A 17252-nucleotide genomic window follows, 5' to 3' on the forward strand; every position below is an offset into this window, starting at 1 on the left:
ACTGAGGGGAATATTTCTATTATGCTGCAAAGATTATATGTACACAACTATCGATGTCTAGAAAACTTTGAACTTACCATGAAAGAGATGTCATCTGCTCTCTTAATTGGCAAAAATGGTGCTGGTAAATCAACTATTTCCTCGGCATTAGAGGTACTTCAATCTATTGGTAGAGGTATCAATAGAGTTGGACAACTTGTGCAGTCTAAAGATTGTGCTCGTGGACGGTCTGATGTTCCTATTCGGTTAGAAATAGAAGTATTATTAGCAGATAAATTATATAAATATGTCCTAGCTTTAGAGTTACCAGAAAAGTTTAAAGAACTGCGAGTATTTGAAGAACAACTATTAGTTGATAACAATATACTTTACTCTCGAAAAGAAGCCCAGGTTAATCTTTATTCTACCTTCCAGAATCGGGAAGCTCAATTTTTAGTCGATTGGCATTTGGTAGCCCTTCCACTGATTCAGGAGCAATCTGAAACTGATCCGCTTCACACTTTCAAGACTTGGCTGGCTCATATCATTATTTTAGCACCAATTCCCAGCTTAATGACTGGAGATTCCTACGGCGAAACTTTAGAACCAAAACGGGATGCTTCAAATATTGGCGAGTGGTTTTCTGGGTTACTTGGTAGATATCCTGCTGCTTACAGAGAAGTTGATAAATATCTGAGAGAAATTATGCCAGATTTTCAAGATTTTCTCAACGAACTTATTGGTAAAGATTTCAAAAGCTTGGTTGTTCGATTTGAAGAAAACAATGCAAATCTCAGTGTGAACTTTGAAGACTTATCTGATGGGGAGAAATGCTTTTTTCTCTGCGCGGTGGTGTTAGCAGCTAATAAGTTCTATGGACCACTTTTTTGCTTTTGGGATGAACCGGATAACTATCTTTCTATCTCAGAGGTTGGACATTTCATTACATCACTGCGACGCTCATTTAAGAACAGTGGACAAATTTTAGCAACTTCTCATAACCCAGAAGCTATCCGCAAGTTTTCTAATGAAAATACCTTTGTGCTTGATCGAAAAAGTCACTTAGAGCCTACTTTAATTAGACCGCTTAGTGATATATCTATTCCAGGAGATTTGATCAATGCTTTAATTTGTGGCGATATCTCACTATGAGCATTAACAAGAATAAACCGCACCTTTTTATCTTACCTGAAGATGATGCTAATCGCCAGATTGCCAACGGATTTATTCAAGATTTAAACGTGAATGCTCGTGCTATTCAAATTCTACCAATTGCTAATGGGTGGAAAAAAGTTGTGGATAAGTTTATGAATGATCATGTCCGTAAAATGCGACAATATCCACAAAGTATGATGGTGTTACTGTTGGACTTTGATGAGTGTGAAGATAGACTAATTTATGTAGAAAGCCATATTCCCGAAGATATCAAAAATAGAGTGTTTGTTTTAGGAGTACAATCTAACCCAGAGAGTTTAAAGAGAGATATTCAAAAGAGTTTTGAGACTATTGGAGAATCTCTGGCGACAGACTGCTCTGAAAACAAGAATGAATTATGGGGACATCCGCTTCTCATACATAATAAAACTGAGTTAGAACGAATGATTGTATCTGTTAAACCCTTTTTGTTTTAAAAATAAACATAATAATATGTTAGACCAATATTGGTTGATAGGGGAGAGATTTATAAGTTGCGGTAATGGAATTACTGGTATGGGCGGGCATCTTTGCCCTCCACACAAGAGTTTATTGTAATTTACAGCGATTTTCAGGTAAATGAACCACACTTTAACATCTCACGCATACCGCAAGCGGAACCCGCAGGGTAGGCGCAAAGACGCAAAGAACAGAAGAAAGGAATTCAGCTTAGTCTCACTAAGGAATGGGATGACAGGCTCGATTTAGTATCTACCTATATATAGATTGACAAAAATGATTTCGTATTACTCAGATTTAGCTTTGATGATGCTGAAAGATTTTTTCAGTGCGATCGCCTAACTGAATATAATCAAATATGACTGTTATAATTGTGCTTTTTCAGTAATACTTAATGTTGAATATAGTTGTATTTACATAGAAGTATTTGATTGGCGATACTTAAGTTATTACTGTCGCTACATTGTTCAAAAATAAATTTACATTTATACCAATTCACTGTATTTTTTACTATATTCTAACTTCAATAACTGCCTAAAGGTAGTCTATGAGGGTCTTTATAGCTGTTTTCATAGTAACAGTGTTAACTAATTTAGGTTAATAATTATATAGATGCTCAGATAGAAAATGTGATTTGTTTAGCTAATACTTAACCTATTCTTAACCCGTAAATCATAAACTATAGTGCAGGAGTGTAACTGATTATTCGCTAAGTCAAGATGCTTATATTTTTCGGGAAATTTGTATCAAAAATGGCAGTTATAAATTTGCTATTGTGACAATTGCCAAACTGGTTGAACTTTTTGGTTGCTATATAGTTGACAGTGAAAAAATAGTTAGAATAGCATCAATACTCTCTTTTAGAGAGTCCACCTCCAAAAAAAGTGACGAATTTCAAATTTGTATGGACGCAAATAGCCAGTCTGCCAGCCCTACCGATACATATTCCCATCGTTTGGCAGACATTGTGGGAACGGCGATCGCTCTAGTGACTCTAACACTACCTGTGTTTGTCATTGCCCACTATTCGACCGATGTTTCAAATAACCCCCAACCCCGAACCTATACACTGCCAAGAAGTGGAAATTAAACAACAGGTGCAAGTAGCATTTCACAGCAAGTTCGCTCGCAGAAGGAGAAAACACCTTGTGATCTGATATTTTGGATATGTAGTTAACCCGGCATGATCTGAATCTGTATTGTCTTCTGACTGATTTAGATATGTGTAGTTGAAGTTTTTTTGTTTCTCACCAGTCATAAATATCTGAGTAGAAAGCGTTGCGGGCAGTCCTGACAACGCTTTTTACTTCATGTATACTTGCGATGTTGAACAGTGATTCAGATGAATATCTTGGGAAGAAGTCCATCTTGGCTTTAAAATTTTACAGAGGGAGCCAAACTCAGTGCTACCTTAATTTACTGTTATCAGAGGATTTTTTTGTGGACTTATCCCGTATTCCTGCCCAACCAAAACCCGGTATACTCAATGTTTTAATTGAAATCCCCGGCGGGAGTAAAAATAAATATGAATTTGACAAGGATTTGGAAGCCTTCGCGCTGGACAGAGTGCTTTATTCTTCGGTACGATATCCCTATGACTACGGCTTTGTACCTAACACTTTAGCTGATGATGGCGATCCTCTGGATGGAATGGTGATTATGGATGAACCAACCTTTCCAGGCTGTGTGATTCCAGCCCGACCGATTGGGATGCTAGAAATGATTGACGGTGGCGATCGCGATGAAAAAATTCTTTGTGTTCCTGACAAAGATCCACGCTACGCTGACGTAAGATCACTCAAAGACATTGCACCCCACCGCCTAGAGGAAATTGCTGAATTTTTCCGCAGCTATAAAAATTTGGAGAAAAAAGTTACACAAATCCTCGGCTGGCAAGATGTTGACAAAGTTGCAGCCTTAGTAGATAAATTCGTCCAGGCTGCTAAAGCATAATAGAAAAGTTATGAGTTATAAGTTGTGAGTTATGAGTTTTTATCTTAAACTCCTAACTTCTAACTCTAACTGTCCTTGTAAAGACACAAACAGCTTTTGCTGGTTGCGATTTGCAAAAAATGCTACAAAACTTTAAAAAAAATGCAGCGCACTCTTCTTTTAGCAAAAATTCACAACTGTACCCTCACGGGGGCAAACATTAACTATGTGGGTAGTATCAGCATCGATCAAGTTTTATTAGACAAAGCTGGCATTTTACCCTACGAACAAGTTCAAGTAGTGAATAATGCTAATGGTCAACGTTTTATTACTTATGCGATACCTGCCCTAGAAAATTCTGGCATAATTGAATTAAATGGGGCAGCAGCACGTCTAGGCATTACAGGCGATCGCTTGATTATAATGGCTTACGGGCAGTTCACTCCAGAGGAGTTAAAAAATTACTCTCCTACGGTAGTCATTGTGGACGAAAAAAACCGACTTCTGGAAGTGCGGCACTACGATGACCTGCTCAGTAAGGTCTAACTGTCAAGAAATATGTCAAATTTTGAACTGTCGGGTTCTCAAAGCTACGTCACAGAAGAGCCAATAATTCCCCTACGTAGTCCTACGGGTGAATTTTTGGTAAAGTTTTGGGGTGTGAGAGGTTTAATTCCCACTCCATGTAGCAGTACTCATCGTTATGGCGGTAACACTGCTTGTATTGAAATATATGTAGCTGGTAAGCACCTGATTTTTGATGGTGGTACAGGTTTACGCATACTGGGACGCACTTGGCAAAAACTACATGAACCACTAGAAGCTCATTTATTTTTTACTAACTCCCAATCAAATCATATTCAAGGCTTTCCCTTTTTCGCCCCGGCATTTGTGGCAGAAAATAGCTTCCATATTTATGGTATACCTGCCTCGAATGGAGCTTCCATTAAACAATGTCTGTGTGACCAAATGCTCCAACCTCTGTTTCCGTATCCTTTACAGGCAATGCAATCTAAATTGCAATTCTATAATTTAACTCCAGGGAAGGAGGTAAAGTTAGATGATGTCACCATTACCACAGCATTAATTCATCAAAGTCAGAAGTCTGTGGGCTATCGCGTCACTCACCAAGAATATAGCGTTGCTTACGTTACAGATTTACACAAACACCTTGAGCAAGTCGAATGCGATCGCATTTTACAAATTATTCAAGATGCTGATTTACTAATTGCCAATGCTACCTACAATCCCCCAACGGCTTACAACCATGAGGCCACTGATATCCACTGGAAAACTGCTGTAGAGTTAGCAAAAAGTGCAGGTGTGAAACAGTTAGTCATCTCTCAACACCATCCTGATGATAAAGATGATTTTCTTGACAAAGTACAACTAGAAGTTCAATCTGTCTTTCCCAAAGCATTACTAGCCTCTGAAGGTTTAGTCTTATCGGTTGGGTAAAACTTAGGTGACTTTTTTACTGAAGATGTTCTCAAGGCGTTTTAAATACACAGAGAACGAGCTTCATCAACTTTCAGCGTTGTTCCGGTAATAAATTTGGCATCATCGCTAAGTAGAAAAACCACAATTTTGGCCAGTTCTGCATAAGTTGCAGGTCTTTTCCACATCAAGTCTGGAGGTACGTTCCACCCCTCTAACTCACTGAGGGAATCGGCGACGAAAAAAGGGGCGATAGAGTTCATGCGGATGCGATCGCTTCGATAACGCTGGGCATATAATTTTGTGAATCCCTCCATTGCTGCCCGCAACGTACCACTAAATGGTGTTCCTAGACTTGGTTCTTGTGAATCACAAGCAGAAATATTGACAATTGCGCCCCCTCCCTGTTTTTGCATTGGCTCTGTAACTAATCGCGCCAGCCGCACAACACTGAGAAATAACATTTCAAAATTTTCGATCCACATTTCATCAGAGATAGAAAGCAGATCCGGTCTAGGCGGATCGCCAAAACTATTGACAACAGCATCAATACGTTGAAACTTTGTCAAGGTTGTTTCCACCAATCGCTGCAAATCTTCTGGGTTAGTAATTGACCCCTGCATAGCAATTCCATCAAGTTCAGTAGCTAAATTTATAACTTGTGAAGAGCGGGACATCAGTGATACCACATATCCTTTAGCCGCCAGTTCATGCGCACATCCGGCTCCAATGCCTCGACTACTAGCCGTGACAATCACAACTTTTCGTTTATTCATAGATTTTCAAAGAGAAGTTTGCGCGTCTCGCCACATACCAGTGAGGAGCAGTTGATCTCCAATCGGTAGTGGTGAGAGTTGTCGAAATCCGTGTTTTTCATAAAAACTAATACTGCGGGGATTGGAAGCAACCAGATAACATCCGACTTGGTGACTATCGGCATACTGAAGTACGGGTTGTAAAAGGTTTCCCCCCAAACCTTGCCCACGGGATTGTGGCAATAGTGCTAACCAAAATACCTCACAGTGCGGCGGGCCGGGTTCCGTACTGATTATGGTTTCACCCAATTGCTGAAAGCGACTCACTGCTTCTAAGCCGCCAAATTTTTCCACAATAATCGCAACTTCACTCAACAATTGGTCAAAATTGTGGTCGAAAATCAAAACATCAGCAGGATACCAAATGATTGCTCCCTGATCTGCTGGTGCTAAGGTAACAGTTCCTCGGTTGCAACCGTCTTTAACAAACAGTTGAAACCAATTTGTTAAGGCTTCCACACGAGTGTGAAAGTCAGGAAACAGAAAAGCTAGCATGGGATCATTGACAAATCCCTCAGCTAGAACCCTTGCGGTTGTTGGAATTATGGTTTCTGTCTTATTCAACACTTTAGCTAACTCCTGAATCATTCATAAATCTATTGAACGATTCCATAACTCAAACTGTCTTGCCTATTTTTCCGATTTTTAGCACGTTTTTATCTACTTTTGGGCGAGAAATCGTTTAGGTGTTACCCCAACCAATCTTTTGAAGTGGCGGGTGAAATGACTTTGATGGGCAAACCCAACCTGATTAGCAACCTCGGCAATCTCATATCCATTGACCAATAGCGTTTTTGCCTTTTTGATCCGTTGGTACAAGACATACTGATGTGGCGCAAGTCCGGTGGATTGCTTAAACTGTATGGCAAAATAATTGGGGCTGAATTGAGCGATCGCGGCCAGTTCTGCTAAGGTCAAATTACACTCAAGGTGAGTACCAATGTAGTCCAATACTCGCTTGAGGGTGGAGTTTGGCAAACCTACCTTTTGAATTTTGCGTGTTTTGTGAGTACAGTAGTGGCGGGCTATGTGTAGGGAGATGGTAGTTAAAAGAGAATCCAGATATAACTGTCCATTGAAACCGGGATTTTCTACTTCTCGCTGCAACGTAACTCCCAGATGATACAGCAGAGAATCAGGAACAAAGAATTGGGGATGTAAGTCGATTTCATCCCGGTGATCAAATTCGCCTAACTGTTGCTGGAAAACTTGCGGTTCCACTGCTAGGAGTAAATAATAATGCTCTTGATCCCAGTTGGCTGTACAGTCTACGCCAGCCGGAATAATAATTGTATCGCCAGTTTTCAGTTCCCCTGCGGAAAAAATACCATCTGTAACCATCTCGTGATAGGTTGCTGGGGGAACATCTGTATGAATGAAAATTAGATGATCTTCGGTTCTGCCTGATTCTTCTCTGGGGGGGTGTTGTAAGTGGGCAAACTGGATACCAGGTGCTAAAAAGTTGTGCTGTAAGTAGGTGGCACTCAGTCCATAAATTTCCCGGATATCGGGGTGGTTGACAGGTTGAATGTCCAAAATATTTACTTTTGCTAGAAGTCTATATAATTTTATACTCGATTACCAACTGTTTGGGCAGCAGAATTGACTGCCTGTCTCAGTTCTTGGAGTTTGGCAGCTACAGCCCCATTATTGAGTAATTCGGCTGCTTTGGTTAATCCTGATTGCATATCGAAACAAATACCACTGCGCCAGAGATAGAAACCACCATTCCATAAGGCTGTTTGCATTAGTTCCCCTGGTTCACCAGCTAAAACTTTTTGGATTTGATTTAACAGTTCCTCGGTACTTCCTAGAGGTACATTCTTGCTAGTAATACCATAATCATGGGGTGAGAGCAGCAATCTTTCAATTTCTTGGGGCATTTGAGACAAAGCGATAATTGCAGTGCGATCGCGCGGTAAATCGCAACTACCTTCTAATCCCTTAACTAAGGTGTATTTGTGGACTTGTCGCAATTCCAAGGCTACGCGAAACATGGCTTCTGTAGGCGGATGGACAAAACCAGCCACAATATGAGCGTCCCCAGAGTATGGACACCAAATTAATTCCATTGTCGCTAAAGGAGGACGCTTACCGAGTTGGTCGCGATATTCCCACATAGCGTTAGTTAAGGGAAAATGCACAGGTGTATAAACGAAGCCGATGTTTGTTTGTGCAAATACCTGCTGGGTTTGTGCTAGTGGTAAAGCAGTCCAATCAACACCCAACCCTTGCCATATTTCTACTAAAGGTAAACCATATTTTGTGGGTAAGCGATCGCCTCCGTGCATCACTACTGGTTGTCCGGCGGCGGCGAGTAGTAATGCGGTAACTGGGCTAATGGGTGCGGTGCGGGTTCTGCCATCATAAGGTATTCCCAAAACCATCGCCGGGCGTGCAGCAGCGACTGGTTGCAGTTTTGGACCCAATTCTTCATAAGCGTCTAGCATCCCTGCTAACTCTTCCCCCGTGGGTCGCCTGATACGGTGGGCGATTAAAAATGCGCCAATTTGCGCTGGTTTGGCAACACCTTGCAGCATCATTTTAGTAGCTGTGGCTGCTTCCGCACGAGTTAAATTCTCGTTTGTGTGGTTTCCGCTACCTACTTTTTTTAGTAGTTCCCTAAATACTTTACTCATACCAGCCATTAGTCAAAGGTCAAGTTTTGACTAATCATAACTTTAGGAAGCGGATCGCTGCTGCTGAAATTGCGGTGGGATATGTTCCAACACAAGTTGCCAAAAGTTCTGGATCGGCGGGATTTGCAGACGGTCTTGAGTTGTTACCATCACTACCTGACGTGCGAAACCAGAATTATCAGCTAAGGGACGCACTGCTAGTGTAGGATCTTTCCGTGCTTCCATCAGGGCTGAATAAGGCAACAAAGCCACTAGTTCGCCTTGGCGCACGACTCCTCGGAAAGCATCTAGAGTATTTACTTCTAACGCTGCTTGCAGTTTAGCTTCCAAGCGTTCAAATTTATCTTGTACTAAGCGTTGCATCCCATAACCGTCTTTGAAAACTACTTGGGGATACCGGACTAACTCTGACCAAGGAATACTTTCATATTGGGCTAGGGGATGATGGGCGGCTGTCAGCACTTCTATTGATTCTTCATATAAGGCTTCTACAACCATGTCTCTACCAGTGGTTAAGAAGCGATTATTCATCACAATTGCTAAATCTACTAATCCATCTTTGAGGACTTTTAAAGCGCGATCGCTACCTAATGATGTGACTCGCAATTGGACTTCGGGATAATCATGACAAAATTGCTGTAACACTGGAGGTAGGTAAGAAGCACACAGCGAATGAATCGCCGCAATACAAAGTTCTGGTTGCTTACCGTCCATTAAATCTGTTAATTCTTGTGTAGCAGTTTCCCACTCTTGGCATATTTTGCGGACACGAGGTAGCAAACATTCACCGCCGATAGTTAGCTTGGCATAGCTGGTACGGTGAAATAGTTCTACGCCCAAATCAGCTTCTAGTGACTGAATTTGCCGACTGATAGTCGATTGAGTCACACCACATTTTCGGGCTGCTTGTTGGAAGCTGCCGGTTTGGGCGATCGCCAGAAAGGCTTGCAACTGCTCTAGCCGCATTTTATGTAGCCTGAATTACATTTATTGACTTGACTAAGTTAACGGTTTTTTACCTGCAATTTAGTAAAGTATGTTACATAATTTTTTCTGGGAAGATGCTGTTAAAACAAATGTAGAGACATTTCATCAAATATCTCTACATTCTTTCTCTTACCTTTTCTAGCCTTGCTGAACTAACTTTGTTCTTGAGGAACTTGTCCTATTAGTCCTTCATTCATCAGCTTTTCTTTATCGCGTCGGCGTTTTTTGGCGTAAAGCTGAATTGTCACCGCCATCAAAATGACTAAACCAAAAATGCCCCAAACTGTAATATCTGTTGGTAAATTATTCTTAAACACAGCCAGTAAGACAATCACCAGTAACATGACTGTAGGTGCTTCATTTAAAGCCCGCAACTGTTGACCACTCCAGCGACATTCATCTGCGGCTAACTGCCTCATCAGACGCTTACAGTAATGATGATAGCCGAGTAAAAGGGCAACAAATAGCAGTTTAATATGCAACCAACCTTGTTTTAAAACTTCCGGTTCAGTGGTTAATAAACCTATAGCCATTGCTACCGTCAGCAACATTCCTGGAGTAGTGATGATATGGTAAAGGCGCTTTTCCATAATTTGATACTGATTTTTCAGTATCGTTTTTGCTGGTTCTGGTTCTTGGTTCGCTTCTACATGATAAATAAATAGACGTACTAGGTAAAATAACCCCGCAAACCAAACTACAATCCCAATTAGATGAAATGCTTTAAACCAGGAATAAGCCATGAACTAAAATCTCCGTCAGTGTGGTTTTGAACCCTTTTTAGCTTTAATAAAAAAGTTTACAAATGCAGTCTTAGGTAATATTATAAATCCGCAGCAAAAGTATTATTCACTAAGCTTAACCATACTTAAATTTAGAGAAAAACAAATAATTTATTGCTGCTTCTCTGTATTTATGTATGGGATCTTGTTTATAATATCGATTTTCTCCAGATTTATTATCTGATTATTAAGTATTTATACGTCTGACAAAAGGCAAAAGGTCTTCTAGAATCGTTTTGTGGTAGTGTTCTTGAGGATAATGCCCCACATTATTAATTTTTATTAATTCGGCATTCGGTACAGAATCAGCAAACTTTTGTGCTACCTCTATAGGTAGCCAAGGGTCAATCATCCCCCACTGAATCAGAATTGGCTGTTGCCATTCTTTAAATCCCGATTCTATTTCTGACATGGCTTGGTCTAGTTGCAAATTCCGCACAGTGGCCAGAAGACTCCGCCCCGCAGTGGAAGCTTTTAAAAATGGTTTGCGATAAATATCTAAATCTTGATCTTCAATGCGGTAACGACTCCCACCTTCTAGAGTCCGATCAACTAAGAGGGGGTCTTGAGTCATCATTTCACCAGCCAATGGTAAACCCAGTTGTTTAATTTTCCAAGGCAATTTGGCAGTTGTGGAAATCGGTGCATTCAAGATGGCTATGTTAGCAATTTGCTCAGGATGGCGCAAAGCATATTGTAAGCCCACAGAACCTAGAAATCCTTGCACAACTAAAGAAAATCTTTCTAGTTCTAAGGCTTTGACAAATCCTTCTAAGGCAGTAATAAATTTATCAGGTGTGTAATTAAAATCCCATTTTTCCGGCTGGGAAGAAAAGCCATAACCAATCCAATCTGGTGCGATCGCTCTGTTTCCCTGACTCCCTAAAGCGGGCATAACGTGCCGCCAGCTATAACTTTGTGATACTAAACCGTGTAGAAATAATACAGGTAGCAAGTCAGTTCTGCCAATGGGTTCACACTCGCGATAAAACCATTCTAGAGAATCTACTGTAATTTTATGTTCTGTTAAAGACACGCTCTTTTCCTAATACAACGCCAAAGCCCAAATACTAAAAGCTATTTTTTATAATGACTAAAAGTAATCATCTCACGAATTGCGTCCGCTGTTGCTGGTGCTAGTAAAACACCATTGCGGTAGTGTCCAGTAGCTAAGAGAATATTGCTAAATCCTGGGAGTTGATCAATGACTGGGGCGGGACGACCTTCAGGACGGGGACGTAAACCCGACCAAGTGCGGATAATTTCGGCTGGGGCTAAATCTGGGCAAAAGGCGATCGCTTGTTGCCAAACTTCTGTTAGCATTTCTTGATTAGGTAGGATTTCATCGGCGTTACGAGGAAACTCCACTGTTGCACCTACCCAGTAATCATTGCCCCCGATAGGGACAATATGCACATCATTACCAGTAATCACCGGCTGAAAGTCAGAATTACCTAATGGTTGATCTAAATGTATGTGTAATGCTTGCCCCAAAACCGGGCGGATATCTAGCATCTGCTTTAACTTTGCCGTCAGAGGTGTAGAACCCAGCCCCGCAGACAGTACAATCCAATCGGCGGCAATTTTTCCCTCTGTCGTCTCCACAGAACTGCATTTACTAAGTTTTTCAATTTCTGGGGTTGGGTTATCCATCCCCAAAACAGTTACACCAAATGTAAAAGTTACCCCATTGTGTTGGGCAGCCTCAACTAAAGCTAAAGTCAAAGCAGTAGGATCTAGTTGACGGTCTTGGGGAGAATAAACCGCGCCTATAATTTTGGTGTGATCAACTTGAGGACAAAAATTTTTGAGTTTGGCTGTATCCCAAAGTTCCAATTTCCAGCCTTGAGAATGTCGAACTGCGGCCAGGTTTTCCCATCCTGTTAAATTCTCTTCTTCCCAGACAAGACTGAGAATACCTTGGCGATTGAAAGGGATTTTACGCCCTGTAATGGCTTCTAATTCGGGAATTAAAGTTTCGTAGCGTTGAATGCTAGTTTGTCGCCGTTGCCAAGCTTGACCCTTAACTTTATGACTAATTACACCCATCAAAACGCCCAAGGCTGCACCTGTGGAAGCTTTGGCGGGTGGTTGACGGTCGATAACTGTGATTTTTAAGTTTTTAACTAGGCTAAGTTCATAGGCGATCGCAGCCCCAACTACACCACACCCGATGATAACTACGTGACTCATTGTTTTTTGGAGAATGTTTTTGAGATTAAACCACAAATACACAGATATTATCGGTGTTTAGCTGTGGTTTCTTTGTTCCCAATTTGCATTTTGCCAGAAGTTGATGAGTTATTGCCGTGGTATTTGGGGAGTCTCAGTGTTTGTGACTGGGAAAAATTCCTGCTTTTCAAAGCCAAAAAAATTAGCTACCAGGGAGTTAGGAAAACTTTGCATTTTTTGATTATAAGCTTGTACTGCTTGGTTGTAGCGCATCCGTTCCACAGCCAGACGATTTTCAGTCCCCGTTAGCTCATACTGAAGATTTGTAAACAATTGGCTAGATTGCAACTGGGGATTAGCAATTGCATAATTACTAAAACGCTCAATTGCTTGATTAACTTGTGCCGTCGCCTCTGCCTTTTCTTCAGGAGTGGCGGCTTGTAAATAAGCTTGACGCGATCGCTCCAATAAAGCAACTAACTCTTGTTCTTGTTTGGCAAAAGCTTGTGTGACATTTACCAGATTGGGGATTAAATCGGCACGTCGCTGGAGTTGGTTTTCAACTTGCGCCCAAGCTGCTTCCACTCTGCTACTACTGCTTTGGATTGAGTTGTAAGTCCAACCAGTCCAGACAGTCAAGGCGGCTACTATACCTGCACCAATAATTAGTAGCCTTTGGCGAAGATGTGCTAACTTTTGTTGTGTAGCTTGTTGTTGCTGCTGTCTTAGCTGTACATCTTGGATTGCTTGCTGAATAAATTCTGCGGGAATATCAACTTCTGTTCCAGCTGCTACTAATTCAGCCGCAGAGTAACTTTGAGTGTGATTGGTATAATAACGCGAAGCTAATTCCAATACCTCTGGGGCAATTTCTTCAGGAATTCTTTCTTGTGGATTGTTCATAACATTTACCAACTACCACCAGCACCGCCGCCACCGCTACTACCACCACTATAACCACCGCCACCGCCACCGCCACTATAACCACCGCCACTATAACCACCGCCGCTATAACCACCGCTAGATGGGGGAGGTAAAGGGGGAATTTTTTTCTCCATTGCGTGGTGATAAGTACAACAATGGCATTTATCGATAACCTGTTTGATTCCCGAATCAAGGCGCGTGGGTTTTTTAGTAATTTTCTCAGTGCGAATTATAGTCAATTCTTTACAATGGGGGCATTGTTGAAATCGAGATGAATTACTCTCAAGAGCAATTAAATTAAATCCCTTACCATTTGGTATTGGGCTACAATGGACACATTTCCACCCTTGAAATTTGACACTACGGATATTTTGTGCTGTTTTTTGCGGTTTGTTTAGATATGGCTCAATTATGGTTGCGTCTACTTTTTTCATGGGCCGTTGGCAATCACCACACAAAAAAGTGTAGGGGCGCTGTTTTTGACGTATATCCTCTTCTCGTACCATGAACATTTTCTTAGGGATGAGCAGAGGGGAGATAATCAGAAAAATAACACTTCCTGTTACCAATATTAAATTCCCGACTGTTTGAGCGAATACTCCCCAGTTCCATCCATCGGCAGTAACTTCTGTTGTAAATAGAGTAGCAGATTGAGCCGGATCAGAGCCTAAAACCAATACCAGCGCTTTGGTTCCCGCCAGTGTCCCACCTGCAAAATCACCTTTTTTAAATTCGGGGATAATTTGACTGTTGATAATGTTGCCGACTTTGGCATCAGGTAAAATGGCTTCGATACCGTAACCAGTCTCAATTTCGACTCGGCGATCGCCTACTGAAATTAAAAACAATACACCATTATCTTGTCCTTCTTTACCAATTCCCCAATGATTGAATAATTCCGTGGCAAAATTCTTGGGTGAAGGTGCTGGCGAAGTCGTTGGTACTGTAACTACCGCCATTTCCGTGCCATTTTTAGCCTCTAAATCAGAAATTAGCTGATTAATTTGGGCTTCTGTCTCATCGCTGAGGATATCTGCCATATCAGTTACCCAACCACCCGATACTTGTCGAGGATTTGGCACTTCTTCCACCTTTAAGGCGAGGCTAGACAATGGAGAAAGAACTATGGATGCTGAGAATATACCTAACAGAAAAATCCGTTTTGGTTTGAGAAAATTGAATTTCATATTTTCCCCCATCTGACATCAGTCGGAATTGACTCTTAATTAATGAATCAATTCATAAAGGAGGAATTACGGAAAATAGCATTTACCAACTATCACCAGCACCACCGCCGCCGCTACTTCCACCGCCATAATCACTACCGCCGCCGCTACTGCAATCACCACCGCTATAACTATTGCCGCTACTGTAATCACCACCAGTATAACTACTACTGCTACTACCACGACTGCGTGGGGGAGGTAAAGGGGAAATTGTTATCTCACTTTCTTGGTAATAATCACAACAATGGCATTTCTCGATAATCTGTTGGATTCCCGAATGACGCTGCGTGGGTTTTTTAATAGTTTTTTCAGTGCGAATAATAGTGAATTCTTGACAATTGTAGCATTTTGGAAATCGAGATGAATTAGGGTCAAAACCAATTAAATTAAATCCCTTACCAGTTGGTACTTGCTGACAATGAAGACATTCCCAGCCCTCAAATTTGACACTACCTATATTTTGTGCTACTTTTTGCTCTTTACTGAGATGTGATTCAATTCTGCTTGTGTCTACTTTTCTCATTGGCTGTTCACAATCAGCACATAAGAATTTGTAATTTCTCCGAAATATTCTGTAATTTACTGGTTTTTTAGGCTCAGATCCTTCTTTTTTTAGAAAAATTTCCGGAGGGAGTCTCTGCTGGCGTATCTGCAAAAAAATAGACCCTACGAATAGTGTGAATATCCCACCCCCAATTATTCCAGCGAATACTCCCCGTCTGGAGTTATTAGGCGTAACTTCTGTGGTGAATAAAGTGGCGACCTGATCTGGATCAGATTCTAAAACCAATACCAGCGCTTTGGTCCCCGCCAGTGTTCCACCTGCAAAATCACCTTTTTTAAATTCTGGGATAATTTGACTATTGATAATGTTGCCGACTCTGGCATCAGGTAAAATTGCTTCAAGAGCGTAACCAGTTTCAATTTCGACTCGGCGATCGCCTACTGAAATTAGAAACAATACACCATTATCTTGTCCTTTCTTGCCAATTCCCCAATGATTGAATAATTCCGTGGCAAATGCTTTGGGAGAAACTGCTGGGGAAGTTGTAGGTACTGTGACTACAGCCATTTCTGTGCCATTTTTAGCCTCTAAATCAGAAATCATCAGATTAATTTGGGCTTCTGTCTCATTGCTGAGGATACCCGCCATATCAGTTACCCAATCACCAGATTCTTGCCGGGGAGTAGGAACTTCTTGAACCTTTAAAGCCAAGCCAGACAGAGGAAAAAGAAGTAAAACTGCAAAAAATATCCTGATACTCAGCCAGAAAATGCGTCTGGGTTTAAGAAAATTAAATTTCATTAATTTTGCCTCTAGCAGGCAAACGTCTGGAATATATCTAATTCCAATCAGTGTATCAATTTCATAGGCAGTTAAGGAAATAGGGGCAGAGAGAAAACCGGAAAAAACTTTCCCTCTACCCATTTTAGCTAGTACCTAACTTACTTCTGGCTGACTGCTTGTATCAGGAAGCAGTTGTAAAAATTTATCAATGTCTTCCATAACTTTTTGGTAGCTACTCAAAGCAAGTTGGCTATCACTCTGTACGGTCGCTTGATCAATCTTAACTAGGTCGTTAAGTAAATCTCGCGTTTTTTGCCGTGCTACGGGTTGGACAGAAGGAAGGAGATTGGGAATAATATAAGTCATGCTTGACCTAGCTTCGGTCATTGGTCCATGTATAAAATTACCTACATCAATCCAATCCTTTTTGTTGATCAAGGTTTTTAGTTCGTCTGCGCGATCGCGCACAGCCTGAATTTTGGGAACGTATTCCTGAATTCTCTCCAGTTGAGTTGCGGTATAAGTTGGAGGTGCAATTGTAGCACTCGGTCCACCACAACTAATGAGGAATGTTGCCAATAATACTAAAATCAGAGAAAAAATCGAGCGGTGACGCGCCATAAACTGAACTTATTTTTTTGTGTGTATGCCCATTTACAGTGTAATTTTAGATCGTTGCGGTAATCGATAGTTCTACTTGCCAAGGGATTTTCCTGAAAATTTTGGTAATCAAGGCAGATATTATTGTGGAACAGCCTAGTTCCTGGGTGTTTTGGGAAAAATTCAGTATAATTACTCAAAATAGCTAAATTGTGAGGAAAGCCTAATTTTATATTTGCGAAATCCCAACGGTGTTGATAAGCTAAAACACCAATATAATCAGCCTTCTGGCGGTTTTCTGTCGTCACATCCCCTCTAGATGGGCAAAATATAGGAGTGTTTTTTTGTGAACGCATCTGAACAAGCAACAAATCTTGAACTGGCCAGCAAGATTGCTACTGTAGTAAATTTATTTAAATTAAAATTTCCTGATGCTAAATCGGATCTCAAACCCTGGAAGGATGACCCAGAAACCAGAGATTTGTTAGATCCAGATTCTATAGATATCGGCTTTCATTTTCCCGGAATCAGCAAGTCTTGGCGCAGTCGTAGTGTTTTGATTCAAATCCGCTTTTACCAAGATCCTATAAATGACTCACGACGGGCTATTGGTTTAGAGGTGGCGGGGTTTGATCATCGCGGTGAAGCGTGGCGACTGTCTACAGTAGAAAATTGGAGTTTTGTGGGCATGGCTGAACCTTCGCCACAAGTCGCGGACAAACTCAAGGAAATTTGTCGCCACATTTTAGAGGTGTTTAATAAAGGTAGTGATTAATTTGGGAATGAGGCGATCGCCCACAGACGATAAAATAAGTAAT

The 17252-nt window shown here is 41.2% G+C and carries 18 protein-coding genes; 6 read left to right on the forward strand and 12 right to left on the reverse strand.

Annotation, left to right across the window (positions count from 1 at the left end; genetic code table 11):
* Nucleotides 1-21 precede the first annotated feature (21 nt).
* From ACM0OW_RS04090 to ACM0OW_RS04110, 5 genes are all read left to right on the forward strand, one after another.
* Nucleotides 22-1131 (forward strand): AAA family ATPase, encoded by a 1110-nt coding sequence (locus ACM0OW_RS04090; RefSeq protein ID WP_414548753.1) that lies wholly within the window; start codon nucleotides 22-24, stop codon nucleotides 1129-1131.
* Nucleotides 1128-1610: a hypothetical protein gene (locus ACM0OW_RS04095; RefSeq protein ID WP_414548754.1), complete on the forward strand. Its 483-nt coding sequence runs from the start codon at nucleotides 1128-1130 to the stop codon at nucleotides 1608-1610. Before ACM0OW_RS04090 ends, ACM0OW_RS04095 begins: the two co-directional genes overlap by 4 nt.
* Nucleotides 1611-3072: 1462 nt before the next feature.
* On the forward strand, nucleotides 3073-3585 hold the full coding sequence (locus ACM0OW_RS04100) for an inorganic diphosphatase (RefSeq protein ID WP_414548755.1): 513 nt from the start codon (nucleotides 3073-3075) through the stop codon (nucleotides 3583-3585).
* Nucleotides 3586-3726: 141 nt separating this feature from the next.
* The gene (gene panD, locus ACM0OW_RS04105) at nucleotides 3727-4110 is read left to right on the forward strand and encodes an aspartate 1-decarboxylase (protein ID WP_414548756.1); all 384 of its coding nucleotides are present in this window, start codon (nucleotides 3727-3729) and stop codon (nucleotides 4108-4110) included.
* Nucleotides 4111-4122: 12 nt separating this feature from the next.
* On the forward strand, nucleotides 4123-5022 hold the full coding sequence (locus tag ACM0OW_RS04110) for an MBL fold metallo-hydrolase (RefSeq protein ID WP_414548757.1): 900 nt from the start codon (nucleotides 4123-4125) through the stop codon (nucleotides 5020-5022).
* 41 nt (nucleotides 5023-5063) lie between these two features.
* Here the strand turns inward: ACM0OW_RS04110 and ACM0OW_RS04115 are convergent, their stop codons facing one another.
* The 12 genes from ACM0OW_RS04115 to psbQ all read right to left on the reverse strand — a co-directional run bounded on the left by ACM0OW_RS04115 (nucleotide 5064) and on the right by psbQ (nucleotide 16455).
* Nucleotides 5064-5777, reverse strand: coding sequence for an SDR family oxidoreductase (locus ACM0OW_RS04115; RefSeq protein ID WP_414548758.1), 714 nt, complete (start codon nucleotides 5775-5777; stop codon nucleotides 5064-5066).
* Between the two features lie 6 nt (nucleotides 5778-5783).
* Nucleotides 5784-6383: a GNAT family N-acetyltransferase gene (locus ACM0OW_RS04120; RefSeq protein ID WP_414548759.1), complete on the reverse strand. Its 600-nt coding sequence runs from the start codon at nucleotides 6381-6383 to the stop codon at nucleotides 5784-5786.
* Between the two features lie 93 nt (nucleotides 6384-6476).
* A complete protein-coding gene (locus ACM0OW_RS04125) occupies nucleotides 6477-7352 on the reverse strand; it encodes a helix-turn-helix transcriptional regulator (RefSeq protein ID WP_414548760.1) in 876 nt (291 codons plus the stop codon).
* 32 nt (nucleotides 7353-7384) lie between these two features.
* A complete protein-coding gene (locus ACM0OW_RS04130) occupies nucleotides 7385-8455 on the reverse strand; it encodes an anthranilate phosphoribosyltransferase family protein (protein ID WP_414548761.1) in 1071 nt (356 codons plus the stop codon).
* A gap of 42 nt (nucleotides 8456-8497) precedes the next feature.
* Nucleotides 8498-9421, reverse strand: coding sequence for a LysR family transcriptional regulator (locus ACM0OW_RS04135; RefSeq protein WP_414548762.1), 924 nt, complete (start codon nucleotides 9419-9421; stop codon nucleotides 8498-8500).
* Between the two features lie 173 nt (nucleotides 9422-9594).
* Complete coding sequence (gene hemJ / locus ACM0OW_RS04140) at nucleotides 9595-10185, reverse strand: protoporphyrinogen oxidase HemJ (protein WP_414548763.1); 591 nt, start codon at nucleotides 10183-10185, stop codon at nucleotides 9595-9597.
* A gap of 226 nt (nucleotides 10186-10411) precedes the next feature.
* Complete coding sequence (locus ACM0OW_RS04145) at nucleotides 10412-11260, reverse strand: alpha/beta fold hydrolase (protein ID WP_414548764.1); 849 nt, start codon at nucleotides 11258-11260, stop codon at nucleotides 10412-10414.
* Between the two features lie 41 nt (nucleotides 11261-11301).
* Nucleotides 11302-12417 (reverse strand): NAD(P)/FAD-dependent oxidoreductase, encoded by a 1116-nt coding sequence (locus ACM0OW_RS04150; protein ID WP_414548765.1) that lies wholly within the window; start codon nucleotides 12415-12417, stop codon nucleotides 11302-11304.
* A 108-nt stretch (nucleotides 12418-12525) separates the two neighbouring features.
* Complete coding sequence (locus ACM0OW_RS04155) at nucleotides 12526-13299, reverse strand: LemA family protein (protein WP_414548766.1); 774 nt, start codon at nucleotides 13297-13299, stop codon at nucleotides 12526-12528.
* Between the two features lie 5 nt (nucleotides 13300-13304).
* A complete protein-coding gene (locus ACM0OW_RS04160; protein WP_414548767.1) occupies nucleotides 13305-14507 on the reverse strand; it encodes a TPM domain-containing protein in 1203 nt (400 codons plus the stop codon).
* Between the two features lie 82 nt (nucleotides 14508-14589).
* On the reverse strand, nucleotides 14590-15852 hold the full coding sequence (locus ACM0OW_RS04165; protein WP_414548768.1) for a TPM domain-containing protein: 1263 nt from the start codon (nucleotides 15850-15852) through the stop codon (nucleotides 14590-14592).
* Between the two features lie 135 nt (nucleotides 15853-15987).
* A complete protein-coding gene (gene psbQ, locus ACM0OW_RS04170) occupies nucleotides 15988-16455 on the reverse strand; it encodes a photosystem II protein PsbQ (RefSeq protein WP_414548769.1) in 468 nt (155 codons plus the stop codon).
* Nucleotides 16456-16780: 325 nt separating this feature from the next.
* On the opposite strand from psbQ, the gene ACM0OW_RS04175 reads away from it, so the two are divergent.
* Nucleotides 16781-17209, forward strand: a complete 429-nt coding sequence (locus ACM0OW_RS04175; protein WP_414548770.1) for a hypothetical protein — start codon at nucleotides 16781-16783, stop codon at nucleotides 17207-17209.
* Nucleotides 17210-17252: the final 43 nt, after the last annotated feature.

Origin of the sequence: Anabaena sp. CCY 0017, assembly GCF_963920885.1 — a bacterium.
GTDB lineage: Bacteria > Cyanobacteriota > Cyanobacteriia > Cyanobacteriales > Nostocaceae > Nodularia.